We start from the raw sequence: 18,526 nt of genomic DNA on the forward strand, positions 1-18,526 counted from the left end.
CACTGTTTGTACTCAGCTTGAAGATCAAAAAGTATGATTCGAGTCACAATTACCATTTCATTGACCGATGGCGAAATAAGCGGAATGACCATGGTTTTGGTAGGTGAATGTTGTTTTAAAGTAACCATGTCGTATATGCCTTTCAATGCTAGAAACTAGTCTAGTATTAAATAATCGGATGAGATCAACCATTGGGCTGATGGATGTTGAGATTATCAATAAAAACACGCTTAGCACTCCTCGCACTATTACCCACGGTGGTGATAGTGGTTTTTGCAGTTCAGCAGTTTTCTGACAATGCGTTGCGCGTAAGCCGTCTCAATCAAACGGTAATCAATATCCAAGGTTTCCAGTTGATATCCCAAGCCTCTCACTTTATATACTCCATAGAGAAAGCACGCCGCCAGCCTACGCTTCAAGCATCAGCCGCACTTAATATAGAAGAACAAGACGGTGTTATTTCTTCCATGCATCAAAAATTCGTCAGTAACCCCAATACCGCGGAATATGCTGATGAGCTGAAAGAGGCCATGCTAGGGGTATTATCCGGTAGGTTGGACGAGATGGATGACCTTGGCGATTGGGCATTTCAACTGCTTCAAAATATGTCGCGCTCTTTGCTACAAAATCATCAGTGGTATGGCAGTGAGGACGGTATTCGAATGCAGAATTTTATTGCTTACCTTGCTCAGCTGTCTTTTTGGACACAGAAAGAAGCCTGGTTGACGCATCGCCTAGTTCAAGATCCTAAGAGTCGGTTGAGTCAGAGTCTGTTTTTTCAGGCTATTGATCGACAGCAGCAAAATTTGGATGCGTTTTTAAATTTAGGAGGGTCATACGATCAAGTTGATAAACTGCTAGGCTTGTTTACGTCGCCCAGATATCAGAGAAATTTGGCATCTCGTGGGCGATTAATGTCAGGGGACATGTCACGTAGTGACTATGAAGCGTATTTGAGAGAACTCGATTTCCGTGTGCAACGCTTGCAAGTACTCATTGATGGGTTCACGAAACAAACAGAGCAATCGCTCCTAACACAAGTTCATGAACAAAAGACCAATATTGCGATGATTACCTCTGGCGTTATTTTGGTTATCGTCATGCTTTGCTGGCTTGGCTTTGGCACTTGGTTTCGGGTTAATAGCAAACTAGATGCGATTATTCATACCTTAACGGCGCTGATCAACGATGAAGAGAAACAGACGAAAGTCAAAGTCGATGGCAGTGATGAACTGACGATTTTCGCTCAGCAAGTGAATCGAGTGGTTGAAGAAAAGCAGAGACAAACAGACGAAATACTCCATGCTAAAGAGTCAGCAGTGTCTGCTAATCGCGCTAAATCAGTATTTCTTGCCAACATGTCGCATGAAATACGTACCCCCCTAAACGGTATTATGGGCATGACGGAGATACTCTCTCAAAGCGAGTTATCTTCCCATCAACAAGAAGTCGTTGATGACATTGACTCTTCATCTCAAACATTGCTTACCTTGCTTAACGATATTTTGGATCTTTCTAAAATCGAATCTGGTCGACTGGAGTTGTCGCTAGTCGAGGCCGATATCCGAGAGGTGGTGTACCAGTCGATGGTTTTATTTCAATCCAAAGCCACATCTAAACAGCTAGAGCTGGGGATTAACTTAGCTGAAAACATTCCAACTCGAGTGATGGTTGATGATCATCGCATCAAGCAGGTCATCACGAATCTGGTATCGAATGCGGTCAAGTTTACCGAAAGCGGTCATATACGTGTTGATGTCAGTTATGACGAGTTACCTGAGAACGAGCGCGGAACGCTGATGTTTAAAGTCGAAGATACCGGGATAGGCATTGAACAAGATAAGTTAACGACGATTTTTGAACCCTTTACTCAGGAAGATGAAGGGGTGTCGAGGCAGTTCGGTGGAACGGGGCTGGGATTGGCAATTTGTCGTCAACTGGTATCCATGATGGGAGGGCAGCTTATAGCGACATCCACAAAAGGAGTGGGCACATGCTTTGAATTCTCTATTGAGGTTGACGTTATTCCGATGTTTGGCTGGCGCTCGGACGTGATAAATAAAGGGCTCTTGATCTGCACAAATTACGATTACGCTGATCAACTTTTGAAAGAGTGTCGATTAGCGAAAATCAATCTCTTTGGTGCGAATAATGTTAATGAAGTAAAAGCAATAAACGATGACTTTGATGTCATATTTCTGTGCCATAGTGACGACTCCAATACGGATGAAGCCTTAGATGAGTTGTCACTCAAGTATGATCTTCGTCGTGTGATTATTTGTCAGCATCATCTATCCACTCCCTACGACAATGCAGAAAGAGTACATGCTGTGCTCACATTGCCTTTTCTTGGCAATCGATTTAAGCATGTCATTGACGATTTAGCGAAGGTAGAAAAAACCATTTCAAGTGACGCTGTCACTAATGGTATTCCAAAGTCTGAATATCGAACGTCGCGCTCTCACAGGAGGATCTTAATCGCGGAGGATAACTTGATGAATCAGAAAATAGCGAGTTTCTTTCTGGATAAAGCAGGATATGACTATTTGATAACAAGCAATGGACAAGAAGCGTTGGAAGCCATCACAAAGGGAGAAGAATTCGATGCAATTTTAATGGATTGTATGATGCCGGTGATGGATGGACTGACCGCGACGAAAGAAATTCGTCGTTGGGAAAAGAAAGCCGGGCGTGAGAAAACGACCATTATTGCGCTCACCGCGAGTGTTTTGGAAGAAGACATTCACAACTGTTTTGCTGCAGGTATGGATGCTTATTTACCTAAGCCTTATAAATCGAATCAGCTATTTGAGCTCTTCAATGAATTAAAACTCGCCTAAATCGATAACATTTCAAGACGATAAAGCCCCAATCAAAGGGGCTTTATTTTAACCATGTATTGTTATGCGTTTGCTTGAGCGCCAGCGAGTTTACGTATGGTTTGTCGATAGGTTAGGTAAGCGGAAATGCCCGCCAGAATGTTGCCCATACAAGCGCCTAAAAGTAGACCTCGGATTCCCCCCATTTGAGCGCCAACCCATAAGCAAGGAAGGAAAAAGACAAACAAGCGTAGCGCTGAAATGGTGAGCGCGGTGTAAGACTTACCTAATGCATTGCAAAGAGAAACCATCAACATACATACACCTAGTGAACCTAAGCTGATAGGAACAATCAGCAAATGCATTTCTAATACTTGCTCTACTTGAACATCACTGGTCATCAGTAGTGCAAGTGGGTTTGCGACGGCAAACGTAATGGCTGCGATCAAAAGTTGAAAGCCCAGAATGAATTTTACGGCAATACTGACTAGCGATTGGATATCTTGGTAGTTCTTTGCGCCAAGTAAGCGCCCGACCATTGGGGGCATAGACATTGTCAGCGCTAACACCGAAACGATAGCAAAGAATTCGTAGCGTGAACCGAGCGCCCAAGCGGCGACTGCTGCGGTCCCGAAGCTTGCCAACAACTTTGTTGCCAACATGGACGACAACGGAGGCAGCAGTTGGCTGATCATCGCAGGTCCCATGATGTTACCGATAGACGCAACACTTTTAGTTACGTTGAGGTCTTGCCACTGCGTTGTTGCCCAGTGATTCTTTTTTACGCGAGGCGCGACGACTAAAATACCAAACCCAAAAGCAACGATGGTTGCTATTGCGGCTCCGTTAATGCCCAAGTCAAACGTGAAAATAAATAGTGGATCGAGCACAAGGTTCACGCCGCTGGTCACCATCATCATTGTGCCAGGCAACATGGTGTTGCCGTTAGCTCGGCAAATACTGTAGTAAAAATATAAAACCGCGCCAGTCCATGAACTTAGCAGCCACCAAGGCCAGTAGCTGTCGATAATCGGCATCACAGACTCTGGAGCACTTAATAGAGATAAAATGGGGTAGCGCAAAAGCCAAATTAGCCCTCCAAAAACGGCTACACCGATTGAGCCAATCATCAAAACTAAGCCACCGAGCTGTTTGGCATAACGACTTTCATTCGCACCAAGCGCTTTAGAAATGACAGCAGTCGTGGCGATACCTAAACCGACTTGAATGCCGATAATGACCATTTGCAACGGAAGAGTAAAACCTTGAGCGGCCAAAGGTAAAACGCCGAGCTGACCGATAAACGCACTATCTACAAGCTGAAAGCTCATTAAAGATAGAACGCCAAATAGCATTGGCCAAGTCATCGTAAATAATTGTTTTGCAAGTGTTGGTTGTGTACTTGTCGTAGTTGAGGACATAGAAAGCTGAATGCGTTAGGAATAAGAGTTGGATTGATTGTACACGGCGCTTAGTTTAGAGACAAAAATAAACCCCGAGTAAGGTAGCCTTACTCAGGGTTGGAAAATCTAGCTTAAGCGTTTATTTTTTGCCGCTAGTTTGCTTGTCTTCTTCAGTCAGTTCGCGAATACGACGGCTGATGTCACGACGTGCTTTAGAGATTTCTGCACTTTTGATGATGTGGTCATCAACACGATCTTCGTAGTCTGCTTTCATATTTTTGATGATTGCGACGATTTCATCGTGAGTCATTTCTGGTTTGATGTAATCTAGAAGGTTTTCTAGAAGGTCAACACGTTTGCGGTTATCACGAACTTTCTTTTCGTTATCAAGCAGCTCACGTTTTAGTTTGTTTTTACGACGAGCTTGGTTAACGATTTCAAATACGCTACTCATAGTTCTCTTTCCTAATTTTATGAATATCTCCCTCGATTAAAGCACAACATCCAGTGGCATAACAGTCTTTAGATCAATCACAATGCAGAGTTGAACATTTCTCAACCAATTGCGATGTGTCTACATAATCACGCTTCTTTAATCGAGTTTTGGGCAACATCGTAGAATCCATCGATGCATTGTCATAACGTGGCCTTCACTATATTATCAACACCATTGAATGCAAAATGATGAACTTGATATGGACTCTGGGAACACTGCGGAGCAAGTAAGTAGTCAAGATAATGAGCAAGCCACTCGCTCTGTGGCTGAAAAGTTAAAAACAGCGTATATCAACGCTCGCGAGCAACTCGAAATCATCGAAGTTGAGCTGAATCGTTCAAAAATAATGATGGTTGATCAAGATGGCAATTTGACGAAAGTGCCAATTCTCTCGGAGCATTGATACCTGACCCGATTCGCAAAGGGTGCCAGGTCTTGCGCTATGCTTTAGCCTGACACCGACACCTGAATCGTTAACGCTTCTTGCATCTCTTTGCCAATGTATGATGCATGATTTCGAAGCGATTTAGGTACCAAGTCAAATGCAAAAATAATAAGGAAATGCATTATGAAAGTTGAGCTAACGGCAATTGAAGCACGAGTCATTGGTTGCTTGATCGAAAAAGAAGTCACCACCCCAGATCTTTACCCCCTCAGCCTAAACGCTTTAACCAACGCGTGTAATCAAAAAAGCAACCGTGATCCCGTAATGTCGCTCTCTGAGTCAGACGTTCTCGATGCCGTTGATGCTCTAATTGAGCGTAGGCTCGTCAGTGACGAAAGTGCGTTTAACAGCCGTGTTAGCAAGTATCAGCACCGTTTCTGTAATACGGAGTTTGGTGATTTAAAACTGACAGAACAAGAGAAGGGAATCGTGTGCTGTATGCTTTTGCGTGGTGCTCAAACGCCTGGGGAAATTCGCACTCGTACCAATCGTCTCGCGACATTTCATGATGTAAAAGAAGTTGAAACGGTTCTGGAGCACTTAGCAAGCGAAGACAAAGGGCCATTAGTGGTCAAGTTACCGCGTGAAGCCGGAAAGCGAGAGTCACGCTATATGCATTTGTTCTGTGGCGACGTTGACGTCTTTGAGCTAGCAGTGCCAGTGTCAGCGGCTGGCTCTAATTCTGATCGAGTCAGCCAGTTAGAGCTCGAAGTTGCTCAGCTTAAAGAAGAGCTCGATGAACTAAAAGCTAAGGTCGAGTCACTACTTTCATGATTGAAAATACAGCGCAGCGTTGGAGTGTCTATTTGATACGAAATAACCGCAATGCGCTGTATTGCGGTGTCACAAACAATGTTGAGCGAAGATTCAATCAGCACCAAACGGGCAAAGGAGCGAAAGCTTTAAAAGGAAAAGGTCCCTTGGTATTGGAGTGGTCTTCGGATTTTGATTCAAAGACACTTGCCATGCGGGCTGAGTATTATATTAAGCAACTAACAAAAGCTAAGAAAGAGCTGCTTGTTACGTCAAAAGCAAGTATTGTCGTTGATGAAAATCAGCAGATGATGTTAGAAATGGCTTTATCGAAATAAGCGTTCGCGACATGCCGAATAACAAAGAAACCGTCCACTGAGGCGGTTTCTTTTTAGTTTTGGAGTACCATGTAAGAACAAACTGACGCATAATGGGTTGGTGTTCTGTTTAAACACTCAGAGTATGAAAAGGAGAAATGATATTTTGTGACCTTACAATTAGGTACACAATAAACGTTTATTCGTTCCAACTCAGACTAAGAACCAATTTATTATTGAAACAGGCACTCAGAGGAAGGTAGATTACAAGAGTAAAGGATGACTCGGCTAGGTAACGAATAGAGCTGAATTAGGCTCATAAAAAGCTAAAAGAGCAGTAGATGAAAAAAGCGTTAGTATTCTCCCTGATGTCAATGGCCACTGTCGCGCCGATAGCGCAAGCCACTCAAGTCCTCAACGGGTATTGGGCATATCAAGAATTTTTAGACCAGTTTCCAGAACAGAAGCAGTTAACGAATGCGTTGGCTGACGCCGTGCGAGAGACTCCCGTTCCGGTTGAAAGAGACAAAAAGCGTCCGTTAAAAATTTCTGTGGTTTATCCAGGTCAACAGATTTCGGATTATTGGATTCGAAATATCGACGCATTTGAACAGCGTTTAGATAAACTCGATATCGACTATCAACTTAATCAAGTATTTACCCGTCCCAACGCAGATATTAAGCAACAAAGTTTGTCTTTAATGGAAGCGCTGAAGAGCAACTCCGATTATCTGATTTTCACTCTCGATACCACTAGGCATCGTAAGTTTGTTGAACACGTCTTAGACTCAAAGAAAACCAAGTTGATCTTACAAAATATCACTACACCGGTAAGAGATTGGGAGGATCACCAACCGTTCCTTTATGTTGGTTTTGATCATGCTGAAGGCAGCCGTGAGCTTGCAGTGGAGTTTGGTAAGCGTTTTCCAAAACAGAGCCATTATAGTGTGCTCTACTTTTCAGAAGGGTATATCAGCGATATCAGAGGCAACACCTTTATCAATCAAGTCAACCGTGATAACAACTTTGAACTACAATCTGCTTATTATACCAAAGCGACAAAGCAGTCTGGGTATGAAGCAGCAAAAGCGAGTTTGGAAAAATACCCTGACGTCGATTTTATTTATGCGTGTTCTACAGATGTTGCGCTAGGTGCTGTTGATGCGCTGAAAGAGTTAGGGCGTGATGATGTCATGATCAACGGCTGGGGTGGCGGCTCTGCAGAATTAGAAGCGCTTTCGAAAGGGGAGTTAGACGTTACTGTTATGCGTATGAACGATGATACTGGCATTGCAATGGCAGAAGCGATTAAGTGGGATCTTGAAGGGAAACCCGTTCCAACCGTTTATTCTGGTGATTTTGAAGTCGTCACGAAATCTGATTCTCCAGAAAGAATTGAAGCATTAAGAAAACGCGCATTTAGATACTCAGACAATTGATGACAACTACATCAAAAACAAGAAAGCGTCGCTCATTGTCGACGCTTATTACGAAAATAATCATTCTCGTACTTGCTCCGATCATTTTAGGTATCTTCGTTCAGAGTTATTACTTCTCGAAGCAAATTATTTGGCAGGAAGTCGACAGAACTAAGCAACAGACGTCAGCGCTGATTCTTAATATTTTTGATAGCCATTTTGCTGCGATTCAGATTCATCACAACAGTAACTCGAAGAGTGATGTTGTTTTAGATTTTTATACAGAACGGGATGAAGAAGCTCTCAATTACTTTTTCATGAGTATTGACCAGAGTGATCCTTCTCATACGCCAGAATTTCGCTTTCTCACCGATCATCAAGGCATTATTTGGGATGATGGGAATGCGCATTTCTATGGCATCAATAACTTGATTCTCAATGACCTCGCGAGCCAAGTGACTTTTAGCAACAATTGGTATTACCTTCCTTCACATACCCCAATGGGAACTCGCCACCTGTTACTGCGTCGTGTACCGGTTTTACAACCTAAAACCGGTGAAGTGATGGGGTATTCTTACAATGTTGTTGTTCTAGATAACAACTTCGGGTTGATGGAAAGACTAAAAAACGAAGGGAACGTTGATAATGTTGTTTTGGTGGCCAACGATACGCCACTAGCTAGCTCACTAGTCGGAGATGAAGCGTACAAGATATTTGATGTTCTGAAGCGGCGAGAGTCTCAGCAAAAGCTTGACCAGTTGTTGATCATTAAAACCCCTATCGAAGTCAATGCTGCCACGACGGATTTGTGTTTACTAACCGTGCAGGACAATCAGAGTGTTGTGACGCTGCAAATCCAGCACCTTTTAGCGATGCTGGCTTCGGTTATCGGGATGGTGATGATTGCGTTGATGACCAAAGAGTGGATTGAGAATCGAGTCGTCGAAGAGCTTGGCTCGTTGATGGCATACACTCGTTCGGCTCGTGAAGAAAAAAGGTTCGAACGGTTTGGCGGGTCGGATATCGAGGAGTTCGATCATATTGGTTCGACACTAGAAAACACCTTTGAAGAGCTGGAAGCGCAAAAGCGTTCATTCCGCGATCTGTTTAACTTTGCGTTATCGCCGATTATGGTGTGGTCAGAGTCTGGTGTACTCATCCAAATCAACCCGGCAGCCCGCAAAGAATTGGTCATGGAAAACGACATTGAAACCATGCACCCAGTGTTTAAAGGCTTCAAAGAAAAGTTGATGCCGCACCTGCGAATGGCAGCTCAAGGAGCCACGTTAACTGGCGTCAATGTACCAATTGGAGACAAGGTATATCGCTGGAACTTATCGCCGATTCGAGTTGACGGTGATATCAGCGGTATCATTGTTCAAGGTCAGGATATTACGACGCTTATTGAAGCGGAAAAACAAAGTAACTTGGCACGTAAAGAGGCAGAAAAATCCGCCCAAGCACGTGCCGATTTTCTGGCTAAAATGAGCCATGAAATCCGAACGCCAATCAATGGCATTCTAGGAGTTGCTCAATTATTAAAAGACTCGGTCGAAACGGAAGAACAGAATAACCAAATTGACGTACTTCGACATAGTGGTGAGCACTTACTTGCTGTTTTGAATGATATTTTGGATTTTTCGAAGATTGAGCAGGGTAAGTTTAATATTCAAAAGCACCCGTTTTCTTTCACTGACACGATTCGAACGTTAGAAAACATTTATCGTCCAATTTGCGAAAATAAAGGCGTTAACCTCGTCATTGAAAACAAGATTGATCCCAATGTTGAAATCTTTACTGACCAAGTTCGTCTGAACCAAATTTTATTCAACTTAGTCAGTAACTCAGTTAAGTTTACCCCCTCGGGCAGCGTACGCTTGCATGCTGAACTGGAGCAGTTCTACGGCGCTGAAAATAGTGTGTTGGTAGTGGAAATTACGGATACGGGCATCGGCATAGAGCCCGATAAGCTTGACCAAATGTTCGAACCTTTCGTTCAAGAGGAAGCAACGACCACTCGAGAATACGGTGGCAGTGGCTTGGGACTGACCATTGTGAAAAGCCTCGTCGATATGCTGGAAGGTGACGTTCAAGTACGTAGTCAAAAAGGTTTAGGCACGACCTTTGTTATTACAATGCCAGTGAAAGATCGTGAGCGAGTGCTCACCCCTCTTGATTCAAGCTTGAGAGTTAAACCTGGTGAGTTATTCGCAGAGAGTCTAAAAGTACTGTTGGTAGAAGATAACCATACTAATGCCTTCATTCTCAAAGCATTTTGTAACAAGTACAAAATGCAGGTTGATTGGGCAAAAGATGGATTGGAAGCGATGGAGTTCTTAAAAGATCATACTTACGATTTGATTTTGATGGACAACCAACTGCCGCATCTTGGAGGAATTGAAACAACCAAAGAGATCCGACAGAAGCTGAAGTTAGGCACGCCAATTTATGCTTGTACTGCCGATACGGCGAAAGAAACCAGTGATGCGTTTATGGAGGCGGGCGCGAATTACGTATTGCTCAAACCGATTAAAGAAAATGCGCTGCATGAAGCCTTTGTTGACTTCAAGCAGCGATTCTTAATTGAACGAACGTGATGAACTCATTCGCTATGAGCCTTAATTGATAATTCAATCGCTCACTAAACCGAAAAGCACAACGCCATAACTTAGGGTTGTGCTTTTTTTGTATCTCAATGCTTCACTTGTTGATAAGCCAGGAGTGCTGATATCACCTTTAGTGTCGTATATCACTACTATTCAACCCAAGTACTACGTTGCGTTACGCAAACTTGTTCCCCAATGGCATATTCTATGTGATTTAAATCACAAAAACTTATTTACTTAGCGTGCTAACTATTTTATATTACTTAGCAAGCTAAGTAATTGAGTAGATCTTATGATTCAAGACATCAACAGTTTGCGCGACCTTTCTCTGGCTGAAAAGTTATCTCGTGTTGCCCGTTTGTGGAAAATGGTTGCAGATCGCGAGTTGGAGCCTTTAAACCTGACGTACCCGCGTTGGACTGCGTTATGGAAACTTTATCGAATGGGCGACAACGTTAGTCAGAAGCATTTGGCTGAAGCGCTTGAGATTGAGTTGGCATCGCTGATGCGCACATTAAAGCTATTAGAAGAGCAATCTCTGATCACTCGCCATTGCAGTGAGCATGACAAGCGAGCACGCATTGTTAGCCTTACAGAAGAAGGTAAAACCCTACTCAAGCAAATGGAGACTCGAATTCTTCAAGTACGGAGCAAGCTACTGACGGAAATCAATGACCAAGAGCTTCAAAAGCTTTCATTGATCCTCGATCAGATTGCTCACAATGCACTTGATTCACTTAGCGAATAAGTCAGAAACCCGAATTAAAAGAGAAGTAAACGCCTATGACTCCAGATCAAAAATTCGCACGTTGGATCAAGTATTCTTGCGTCGCGTTTGTCCTTGTCTTTGCCTATTTTCTAGTCGCAGATCTCGCCATGCCATTGACGCCTCAGGCAATGGCAACGCGAGTGGTAACTAAAGTAGCTCCCCGTGTGAGTGGACAGATTACGCATCTTTATGTTGCCAACAACCAAGAAATAAGCCAAGGCGATCTACTATTCCAGATTGATCCACAGCCTTATCAGCTCGCCGTAGAAAAGGCTCAACTTAACCTTGAGCGTGTGATTCAAAATAATGAACAGCTTGATGCCTCTATTGCAGCGGCAAAAGCGGACGTTGAAGCAAGCAAAATTGTCGCCGAGCAAAAAGTTCGCGAAGCCAAACGTCTTGATACATTGTTTCATCGCAATGGCACCTCGCAACAACAGCGTGATGATGCACAAAGTAGTGCAACGGCAGCCAGAGCAAACTTACTGGCCGCGCGCGCTCGTTTAAAAGAGTTGGAAGTAAACCGAGGCGATTTAGGTGCAACGAATGTAAATATCCGCGTGGCACAAAACCAGCTAAAACAAGCGGAACTTAATCTGTCTTACACTCAAGTAATTGCTGAACATGATGGCGTTGTCGCTAACTTGCAACTGGAAACGGGTGCCTATGCGGCCGCTGGTACACCTCTTGTGGCTTTAGTCTCGGATGACGTGGATATTATTGCCGACTTTCGTGAAAAGAGTCTGCGACACTTCAATCAGAACAGTCGGGCGTTAGTGGCCTTTGATAGCTTGCCAGGTGACGTATTTGAAGCTCGTATTACGAGTGTGGATGCGGGGGTAAGCTCGGGCCAGTTTGATGCGGATGGCCGTTTAGCGACACCGACAGACTCAAACCGTTGGGTGAGAGACGCGCAGCGTTTACGTTTACATTTAGCTATCGATGAACCTCAACAGCGCGCATTTCCGGCCGGGGCACGTGCGACTGTGCAACTGTTGCCAGAAAACTCGTTATCTGGCTGGTTAGCGAGATGTCAGATCCGATTTTTGAGTCTTCTTCATTACATTTATTAACGGGGAGGCGATATGAAGTTATGGGATCATCCCATGTCGGAAAACGACTTCCGTCAGTGTTTGCGCATTGCAACTGGCGCGACCATTGGCTTCACCTTATGTAAGGTCTTTGGCTGGAATTATGGCGTATTTTTTACCGTAACACCGATGTTGTTACTTGGAATGGTACCAGTCATGAGCCTGCATGCTGCACGACAGCTGATTTTTTCAGCGGTCGTATGCGGATTGGAGGTCGGTATTCTTGGTGGGCTATTTGGTGGACATCCTGGCATGATGACGATCATCGCCTTCGGGTTGTTTTTGTATAAGTTCGCCTGTATGTCAAAAGGGAGCTTATTCCTGTTTGGGGCAAATAGCGTGCTGAGCTTGAGCATCATGCTGCATTTTGCGAGTTATCCAACAACCGACTTAAATGATCTGATATTCAGCAACCTACAAGCGAATGTTATTTCAGTGATCGTGGCCTACGTCGTGACATTTTTGATCCCTGATGCAGAGCCTCGTCAGCCACCGGCCAAACCATCTCAGCCTAAACAGAGTCACCGCATGCGGCATGAAGCCCTTATGGGGGCGAGTATCGCTACAATGTCTTTCCTTGTATTCCAGCTATTTGACCTCAGTGATTCTATGTCCGCTCAGGCGACAACCTTGCTTTTATTGTTTCCTATGCATTGGAACGGTGCTTTAGGGTATGCGCGCAAAAGAGCAATGGGGACCTTGATGGGGGTAACCTTTGGTATTGCTGGGCAGCTCGTACTATACGATTGGTCGGATACCTTGCTGTTTATCGTCCCATTGCTGTGGATTGGCGCGATGATGTTCAGCTATATGCATGTAAAAGAGTCTAGTGGGTCAGGAGCTGGGTTTGGCGGATTAACTACATTAGGTATTTTATTTGGCCAATACCTGACCCCGGATGGCGATTTAATGTTCAGCGCGCTGTATCGCGTGAGTAGTATTTTGTTTGCTATTGTTGTCACTCTGCTCTTGACCTATGCGGTGCACAGAGTGCTCAACAGCTTTGAGGCGACGCGCTTTAGCCAGCAGTAAGTTCAGACGTTACTGGTTAGAAAGGACTGCTCCAGTAACTCTGTTTTTAGCTCGTGACTCATCGCTATTGGGCTTTCAAACTTAATTCCTATTACCCAGCCTTTCACCAACTTCTTAATGTTGGCAATGACACACCGATTTTCTTCTCCGATATAGTGACTTAGAGAAGAGTCGATAGTGACACTTTCACCAACGTTGAATTCAGGCTCTATAAAGGTTGAGATACCAATACCTGCCAGTGAGAAGTCGATAAGGCTACCGTCGTAAACATTCCCCGCATGAACAATCTTACAATCCATTTGCAGCTTATATCGTTCGTGTTCCCGGACTGGTTTGGTTGCAAATGTTCCTGGAATTCGAATAAATAAAAGGGGCGAAGGACGAACCGCAGTTGTTAGAACACTGGATTTAAATGCAATGACATGGCCTAACTCCGTATCTGATACACCACGCACGATGACATCGGCGTTTGGGAGTTTTCTCATCACTTGCTCTTCAAGCAAACGCATCGGTATATCAAGAATCAAATACGCGTTCTCTTTCATCCCAAGATAGGTGGTGGAATACGTATACTGGTCCTTAGGCCCAAACTCGAAATTAGTCGAAAGTTTCATTCCCGGTTTGAGGAATCTATGCAGTTCATCTTTAGTATGAGTGGCAGGCATTACATTGGCGTTTTAATTATTGGTTAAATCGAGGCTATCAAAACGCCATTTTGTTATTCAAGATAGTAGGACAAAAGTTTTTGTAAAATTATCGCTATCTGTGAAGTGGTGGGCGATAAGTTTGGCTCATTCCATCTTTCATAAAGATTTGGCTTGCCACAATACTGCCGCAGGTTACCAGCATCAGCGCTAACCAAGTAAGTGAATCTGGTTGTTCACCAAAGATTGGAACGGCAAGAAGTGTCGCGACGACTGGAGTTAATGACCCAAAAGCAGCACTGGCTTCGGCGCCAATAATTCGGATTGCATAGATAAAGGTAAAAGAGGCGATTAAGCCTGCGCCGACACCTTGCAACATCGCGTGGCCAAATAACTCTTCCCACGGCCACTGACTGCTCGGCGTTATCGCTAGGTAACTATCTACCCATCCGAAGCCAACCGCAATGATGAGCAGTGCCAAAGACGCGATTGCAACGAACCCAGCACAGACATGCGCATTAAGGTTAGCAACACGAGCACTGATGGTGAAAACGGCCCACATAATGCTACCGGTTAGAAACAAGATGTGGCCTTGTAATTGAGACCAGTTGTACTCTGCACCGCTATTAGAAAGAAGGAATACGAAAATCCCTAACAACACCGTAGAAAGCCCGATTAAGCGGTGAGCACTCAGCGACTGTTGATAGCACAACACCGCGATAGCAGAAACAAACAATGGCAAAGTGCCAGGTACTAATGCACTGCCGTGCGCCACGGGAGCGAAGTGCATAGCTGTGCCGACGACCAGCAGGTAGGGCAGGCCACTCCCTACCACAACACCAGTTAGGTAGCGTTTAGGCACGACGCGAAGCGCCTGCTTATGCTTAATCACAAATGGTAATAAAATTAAACTTGGGATTAGAAAGCGAACTAGCGCGATATCGGCTGGCTGCAAGTTAGAAATTGCGCCCCCTTTTAAAGAAATAAAGAAACCAGACCAAAGCAGTAAGGTCGTTAATATAGCTGCGTATCCCAAGATCATTGTCGGCATGTCCATTTGTAAATGATGTGTTAATTGTTGAATAAAACTCGTGCCAAGGGGAGGCAAAATTTGACGTAATTAAGCTTGATGTTGGTGATAAAGCGCGTATAAGTGTCAATTGTTAGTGATTATTGGCATGGAAGGAAAAATGGACAAAATTGACAGGCAACTGATCAACTTGATGCAGAAGGATGCAACCCTGACTACGGCAGAGCTCGCTGACAAAGTAGGATTATCGGCATCACCTTGTGCAAGACGCATTAAGCGTTTAGAGCAGGAGGGCGTAATTAGCGGTTATCGAGCCATTGTGTCCAGAGACACGGTGGGTATTGCGATGACCGTATTTGTTGAAGTCAGTTTGAACAACCACCAAGCTTCTTCGATTGATGAATTTGAACATGCTGTTGTTGAAATGGACGAGGTGATCTCGTGCCATGTTGTATCAGGGGCTTATGATTATTTGTTAGAAGTGGTCAGCAAAGATCTCGCTGGCTATGAAACATTCACTAGAAAGCTACAACGATTAGAAAACGTAAAAGATATCCATACGCACTTGGCGATTAGACAAGTGAAAGGAAATGGAAGCTTGCCGATTTATGCATAAGAAAGATGAAATTTCTCGATAGACTTAAGATTGCTCACTATCACCGAAAGCGATACCGACAGTTCGGTACAGACAGAGCGCGAACGCTGGGATGGAGAGATAAGTACAGCCAAATCAGTCGATTTGAAGCCTTGTGCCGTGGGTTAACGTTAGACGGTTCAAGTCTTTTAGATATTGGGTGCGGCTACGGAGACTTATTAGCGTTTATTGAGTTCAATAATCTGCGCCCCCAAAGTTATATTGGCATTGATCAGCAAAAACAGTTTATCTCTGAGGCCAGAAAGCGGGACTTTCGTACTCAAAGTGAGTTCGTATGCGGTGACTTTTCAACGTTGGTATTGCCCCGTAGTGATTATGTCTTTGCTTCTGGATCATTGAATTATCAATCCGCGAATCCAAATCATACCATTGAGATGATTGAGAAAATGTACCGGACCGCAGAGAAAGGGTGCGTGTTTAACTTATTGGATGAAGAAAAGCTGCCGAGCATGAGAATGCTCGCATCGCATAATAAAGTTGGGGTGTTACGCTATTGCCGATGGCTATGTCCAGACGCACAATTGATTGAGGGTTATTCCGATCACGACTTTACGATTGCGATGATCAAAAAAGCGGAATCAGTTTCCTGACTCCGCCTTATAAATTCTTAAGCCTTATTGGTGCTTGTATTGTGAGATTTCACAGTTACCTGTGTATCTATCAACCTTGAATGAGAACGCAGCTGAATGGTATTCCCTCCCATCACTCCAAATTGTTTCTCCGAAGATTTTACAAAGGTCCAAATCGCTAATTGAACCAAACTCTTTTACGTGCCTAACTACTGACAAAAACTTGGCTTTGGTAGCATTAGGACAGTCCCTGTTACTTAATCGATTGATAACCATGGTTGTAGCATCATCTCCAGCCAAATGTGACTTTTTATTAAATTTTATTAATGGGTAAATTAACCAAAAATTGGCCATAAGTAAAGTATTATTGTGACGTATGTCTCTATAAGTTGCCTCTCTTGGTCATGGTTTAGTCAAGTTTGTAAAAGGGAACAGTCCCATTTTTTACATATAATGTTGGGATCACTAAAAGAGGGAATTAAAGCACGAATAACGTCCAATATTGGAGTGAAAACCCGACATCGTCTTTTCAAAACGGGCTCGATTTTTACCTCGAAACATCTTGAGCGTATTGAAGCGATCTCGCTTCTTTATCATAGAGTTGCGCTAGTGCTTGGTACTGTGAAGAAAGGCGTTTGTAATCCTCGGTAAGTTGCAAAGCGTTGGTGTTATACCACTCCGCAGTGATTTGATTGGCAGTTTCGTTTGACTCACGGCACTTTTGGGCAAGTTTCTTCCATCCATTTGCTGACCATTGAGATTGTGTGCTCAATTTAATCAACTCATTAGCTTTAGTCGTGAGTTCTTCTTTATATTGAATGGAGGCTTTTAATTGAGCTTTGAACGCATTTTGGTTCGAGCGGGCGCGCCAAAGTAATACGAGTTCATGTAGGGAAAAGGTTTGGGACAATAACTGACGCTGCTTATGTTCGGCTAAAAGTGCATTGAATACCTCAACATGCTTATTGTAATTGGACTCTAAACGATTGAATTGGGTAAGATTGTCATTCCACGACGATGGGTTACATTGAATATTGGCGTGCCCCATAATGGGGAACAGAAGAAGCAACAGTATCCAATTGAGTTTGTTGATCATTATTGCTCGCGTTAGTTGACCGACCCTTTTGAGTATATACCCAAATTTCCGCGACATGCGTGTTGCCGGTGAGATAAGAACAAAGAATGAAAAGGAAAAGTACATGAAGAAAATTCTCATCGCATTGATTGTCATACTGTTGCTCGGTGGGGCGGGTGCTGGATACTATTTCTTCTTTATGCAAAAAGATGAACCTGAAGCGCCAAAAGCTGCGCAAGTGGAGCAAGCGCCAGTGGAAGAAGAAACATCCAAACCGATTCTGGATTTAGAAACCTCCCCTCCTGAAGTGACTGAATACTATGTCATTGAGCGTCGAATCAATGTTTACAATAAGCCAAATGCTAATGCTTTGGTTGTCGATACGCTCTATAAGGGAGAAAAAGTATCGGTGTTAGAAAAAGTGGATGGTTGGTATCGAATCTCTGGTTACCTTGTTTATGAAGAGGGCGGTGAAGAAAAAGCTGAGTGGTTGAATGCCGAAGGATTATCTGATGCAGAGCCAGTTATTAAAGAACAAGAGCGTTTGGAAATACTGGATGGATATTTGCAGAAGTCGGATGATTTAAAAGTCCACTTGGACATCTTCCGCAAGAAAACCCAGCAATTGTTAGACGATGAAACCTGTGATCCGAGTGATTTTGAAGAGCTCGGTGGCTGGGTTCGTTCGGTTACTTATGACAAGCGCAATGTGTACTTCATTTATTGTGGTGGTTTGGAGCAAGAAAACAAAATCTATTTAGATGTCGATAAAGGCGATATCTTTTACCGCTAACAGAGCGCCTTTAGTTTAAAGCCTCTAGAGATTTATAACTTTTTAGTTGTGAACCATAATTAATAGGAATACTATCATCGAGTCGAGTGAAAAAACTCGACTCGTTTTGTTTTTAGTGAGTTATTATGTCTCAGATTTGCTTGAAAAAATTGCTTTTTATGCTGCTTGCGATGGTGTTGCTACCAGCGCATGTTTTTGCTGCGCAAATCGATCAGAAAGCTCATTTACCTTACTTTTCTAAGCTGCAACCATTTGTTGCGAGTATTGCTTTTGCAAATACCTCAATCGATTTTTCTGAGGTCTCAGAAGAAACGACGCAGTCTCCGATTTCTGAAAGTCACGCAAGACTCGATACGCTAGCCCTATTTAACACTCAACGTTGGGTTTCTCACTTACGTGAAGGCCTCGATGATGAGCATGTTGACGTTGTTGGTGACCTAAACACGCCTTTCTATGCTGACGCAGGTTATGCCTACAGCCTGATGGATATCAATTGGCGTCAAAACCAGTACACTTTTTATCATTTCACAAGCGAGCATCGCATTTCTGGTTGGAAAGAGACCAACGCAATGTACGTCGCACTCAATAGTCAGTTTTCTGCCTAAACACCA

18 protein-coding genes are annotated in these 18,526 nt (G+C 43.7%); 13 read left to right on the forward strand and 5 right to left on the reverse strand.

From position 1 onward, the window contains the following. The first annotated feature begins 203 nt into the window (after positions 1 to 203). Complete coding sequence (locus ACWPOD_RS01580; RefSeq protein WP_182037199.1) at positions 204 to 2,840, forward strand: hybrid sensor histidine kinase/response regulator; 2,637 nt, start codon at positions 204 to 206, stop codon at positions 2,838 to 2,840. A gap of 62 nt (positions 2,841 to 2,902) precedes the next feature. On the opposite strand, the gene ACWPOD_RS01585 is transcribed toward ACWPOD_RS01580, so the two are convergent. Then, positions 2,903 to 4,240, reverse strand: a complete 1,338-nt coding sequence (locus tag ACWPOD_RS01585; RefSeq protein ID WP_167427331.1) for an MATE family efflux transporter — start codon at positions 4,238 to 4,240, stop codon at positions 2,903 to 2,905. Between the two features lie 121 nt (positions 4,241 to 4,361). After that, a complete protein-coding gene (locus ACWPOD_RS01590) occupies positions 4,362 to 4,676 on the reverse strand; it encodes a DUF496 family protein (protein WP_005373603.1) in 315 nt (104 codons plus the stop codon). 241 nt (positions 4,677 to 4,917) lie between these two features. Between ACWPOD_RS01590 and ACWPOD_RS01595 the strand changes: the two genes are divergently transcribed. The 8 genes from ACWPOD_RS01595 to ACWPOD_RS01630 all read left to right on the forward strand — a co-directional run bounded on the left by ACWPOD_RS01595 (position 4,918) and on the right by ACWPOD_RS01630 (position 13,149). Continuing rightward, complete coding sequence (locus tag ACWPOD_RS01595) at positions 4,918 to 5,121, forward strand: hypothetical protein (protein WP_031780656.1); 204 nt, start codon at positions 4,918 to 4,920, stop codon at positions 5,119 to 5,121. 165 nt (positions 5,122 to 5,286) lie between these two features. Continuing rightward, positions 5,287 to 5,937, forward strand: a complete 651-nt coding sequence (locus ACWPOD_RS01600; RefSeq protein ID WP_456231470.1) for a YceH family protein — start codon at positions 5,287 to 5,289, stop codon at positions 5,935 to 5,937. Then, the gene (locus ACWPOD_RS01605; protein WP_012842363.1) at positions 5,934 to 6,254 is read left to right on the forward strand and encodes a GIY-YIG nuclease family protein; all 321 of its coding nucleotides are present in this window, start codon (positions 5,934 to 5,936) and stop codon (positions 6,252 to 6,254) included. The genes ACWPOD_RS01600 and ACWPOD_RS01605 overlap by 4 nt, the downstream gene beginning before the upstream one ends. A 320-nt stretch (positions 6,255 to 6,574) precedes the next feature. Next, positions 6,575 to 7,672: an autoinducer 2-binding periplasmic protein LuxP gene (locus ACWPOD_RS01610; RefSeq protein ID WP_074190484.1), complete on the forward strand. Its 1,098-nt coding sequence runs from the start codon at positions 6,575 to 6,577 to the stop codon at positions 7,670 to 7,672. Then, positions 7,672 to 10,248 (forward strand): quorum-sensing autoinducer 2 sensor kinase/phosphatase LuxQ, encoded by a 2,577-nt coding sequence (gene luxQ / locus ACWPOD_RS01615; protein WP_456231471.1) that lies wholly within the window; start codon positions 7,672 to 7,674, stop codon positions 10,246 to 10,248. The genes ACWPOD_RS01610 and luxQ overlap by 1 nt, the downstream gene beginning before the upstream one ends. A 301-nt stretch (positions 10,249 to 10,549) precedes the next feature. Next, on the forward strand, positions 10,550 to 11,005 hold the full coding sequence (locus ACWPOD_RS01620) for a MarR family transcriptional regulator (RefSeq protein ID WP_005397727.1): 456 nt from the start codon (positions 10,550 to 10,552) through the stop codon (positions 11,003 to 11,005). Positions 11,006 to 11,040: 35 nt separating this feature from the next. Continuing rightward, entirely contained in the window at positions 11,041 to 12,099 is a 1,059-nt protein-coding gene (locus tag ACWPOD_RS01625; protein WP_053807920.1) for an HlyD family secretion protein, read from the forward strand. Positions 12,100 to 12,111: 12 nt separating this feature from the next. Beyond that, positions 12,112 to 13,149: a DUF2955 domain-containing protein gene (locus ACWPOD_RS01630; RefSeq protein ID WP_109168965.1), complete on the forward strand. Its 1,038-nt coding sequence runs from the start codon at positions 12,112 to 12,114 to the stop codon at positions 13,147 to 13,149. 2 nt (positions 13,150 to 13,151) lie between these two features. Here the strand turns inward: ACWPOD_RS01630 and ACWPOD_RS01635 are convergent, their stop codons facing one another. Both ACWPOD_RS01635 and ACWPOD_RS01640 read right to left on the reverse strand, forming a co-directional pair. After that, positions 13,152 to 13,814 carry a flagellar brake domain-containing protein gene (locus ACWPOD_RS01635; protein WP_065646235.1) on the reverse strand — a complete coding sequence of 221 codons (663 nt, stop codon included), beginning with the start codon at positions 13,812 to 13,814 and terminating at the stop codon, positions 13,152 to 13,154. 94 nt (positions 13,815 to 13,908) lie between these two features. Beyond that, positions 13,909 to 14,835 (reverse strand): DMT family transporter, encoded by a 927-nt coding sequence (locus tag ACWPOD_RS01640; protein ID WP_456231661.1) that lies wholly within the window; start codon positions 14,833 to 14,835, stop codon positions 13,909 to 13,911. A 148-nt stretch (positions 14,836 to 14,983) separates the two neighbouring features. On the opposite strand from ACWPOD_RS01640, the gene ACWPOD_RS01645 reads away from it, so the two are divergent. Together ACWPOD_RS01645 and ACWPOD_RS01650 are read left to right on the forward strand one after the other, a co-directional pair. Then, a complete protein-coding gene (locus ACWPOD_RS01645; protein WP_031780652.1) occupies positions 14,984 to 15,439 on the forward strand; it encodes an Lrp/AsnC family transcriptional regulator in 456 nt (151 codons plus the stop codon). Positions 15,440 to 15,444: 5 nt separating this feature from the next. Next, positions 15,445 to 16,068, forward strand: coding sequence for a class I SAM-dependent methyltransferase (locus tag ACWPOD_RS01650; protein ID WP_053807919.1), 624 nt, complete (start codon positions 15,445 to 15,447; stop codon positions 16,066 to 16,068). Between the two features lie 526 nt (positions 16,069 to 16,594). Here ACWPOD_RS01650 and ACWPOD_RS01655 read toward each other — a convergent pair. Then, positions 16,595 to 17,143, reverse strand: a complete 549-nt coding sequence (locus ACWPOD_RS01655) for an ATPase (RefSeq protein WP_237310828.1) — start codon at positions 17,141 to 17,143, stop codon at positions 16,595 to 16,597. A 103-nt stretch (positions 17,144 to 17,246) separates the two neighbouring features. Here ACWPOD_RS01655 and ACWPOD_RS01660 point away from each other — a divergent pair, with 103 nt between their 5' ends. Further along, complete coding sequence (locus ACWPOD_RS01660) at positions 17,247 to 17,915, forward strand: SH3 domain-containing protein (protein ID WP_237310829.1); 669 nt, start codon at positions 17,247 to 17,249, stop codon at positions 17,913 to 17,915. A 125-nt stretch (positions 17,916 to 18,040) separates the two neighbouring features. Beyond that, entirely contained in the window at positions 18,041 to 18,520 is a 480-nt protein-coding gene (locus ACWPOD_RS01665; protein WP_145472767.1) for a hypothetical protein, read from the forward strand. The last annotated feature ends 6 nt before the right edge of the window (positions 18,521 to 18,526 follow it).

This window comes from Vibrio sp. JZG120, from assembly GCF_053890955.1.

Bases quoted from the DNA above. Each gene is read 5' to 3' on its own strand.
- ACWPOD_RS01580 (WP_182037199.1), top strand. From the start codon at position 204: ATGTTGAGATTATCAATAAAAACACGCTTAGCACTCCTCGCACTATTA.
- ACWPOD_RS01585 (WP_167427331.1), bottom strand. From the start codon at position 4,240: ATGTCCTCAACTACGACAAGTACACAACCAACACTTGCAAAACAATTA.
- ACWPOD_RS01590 (WP_005373603.1), bottom strand. From the start codon at position 4,676: ATGAGTAGCGTATTTGAAATCGTTAACCAAGCTCGTCGTAAAAACAAA.
- ACWPOD_RS01595 (WP_031780656.1), top strand. From the start codon at position 4,918: ATGGACTCTGGGAACACTGCGGAGCAAGTAAGTAGTCAAGATAATGAG.
- ACWPOD_RS01600 (WP_456231470.1), top strand. From the start codon at position 5,287: ATGAAAGTTGAGCTAACGGCAATTGAAGCACGAGTCATTGGTTGCTTG.
- ACWPOD_RS01605 (WP_012842363.1), top strand. From the start codon at position 5,934: ATGATTGAAAATACAGCGCAGCGTTGGAGTGTCTATTTGATACGAAAT.
- ACWPOD_RS01610 (WP_074190484.1), top strand. From the start codon at position 6,575: ATGAAAAAAGCGTTAGTATTCTCCCTGATGTCAATGGCCACTGTCGCG.
- luxQ (WP_456231471.1), top strand. From the start codon at position 7,672: ATGACAACTACATCAAAAACAAGAAAGCGTCGCTCATTGTCGACGCTT.
- ACWPOD_RS01620 (WP_005397727.1), top strand. From the start codon at position 10,550: ATGATTCAAGACATCAACAGTTTGCGCGACCTTTCTCTGGCTGAAAAG.
- ACWPOD_RS01625 (WP_053807920.1), top strand. From the start codon at position 11,041: ATGACTCCAGATCAAAAATTCGCACGTTGGATCAAGTATTCTTGCGTC.
- ACWPOD_RS01630 (WP_109168965.1), top strand. From the start codon at position 12,112: ATGAAGTTATGGGATCATCCCATGTCGGAAAACGACTTCCGTCAGTGT.
- ACWPOD_RS01635 (WP_065646235.1), bottom strand. From the start codon at position 13,814: ATGCCTGCCACTCATACTAAAGATGAACTGCATAGATTCCTCAAACCG.
- ACWPOD_RS01640 (WP_456231661.1), bottom strand. From the start codon at position 14,835: ATGATCTTGGGATACGCAGCTATATTAACGACCTTACTGCTTTGGTCT.
- ACWPOD_RS01645 (WP_031780652.1), top strand. From the start codon at position 14,984: ATGGACAAAATTGACAGGCAACTGATCAACTTGATGCAGAAGGATGCA.
- ACWPOD_RS01650 (WP_053807919.1), top strand. From the start codon at position 15,445: ATGAAATTTCTCGATAGACTTAAGATTGCTCACTATCACCGAAAGCGA.
- ACWPOD_RS01655 (WP_237310828.1), bottom strand. From the start codon at position 17,143: ATGATCAACAAACTCAATTGGATACTGTTGCTTCTTCTGTTCCCCATT.
- ACWPOD_RS01660 (WP_237310829.1), top strand. From the start codon at position 17,247: ATGAAGAAAATTCTCATCGCATTGATTGTCATACTGTTGCTCGGTGGG.
- ACWPOD_RS01665 (WP_145472767.1), top strand. From the start codon at position 18,041: ATGTCTCAGATTTGCTTGAAAAAATTGCTTTTTATGCTGCTTGCGATG.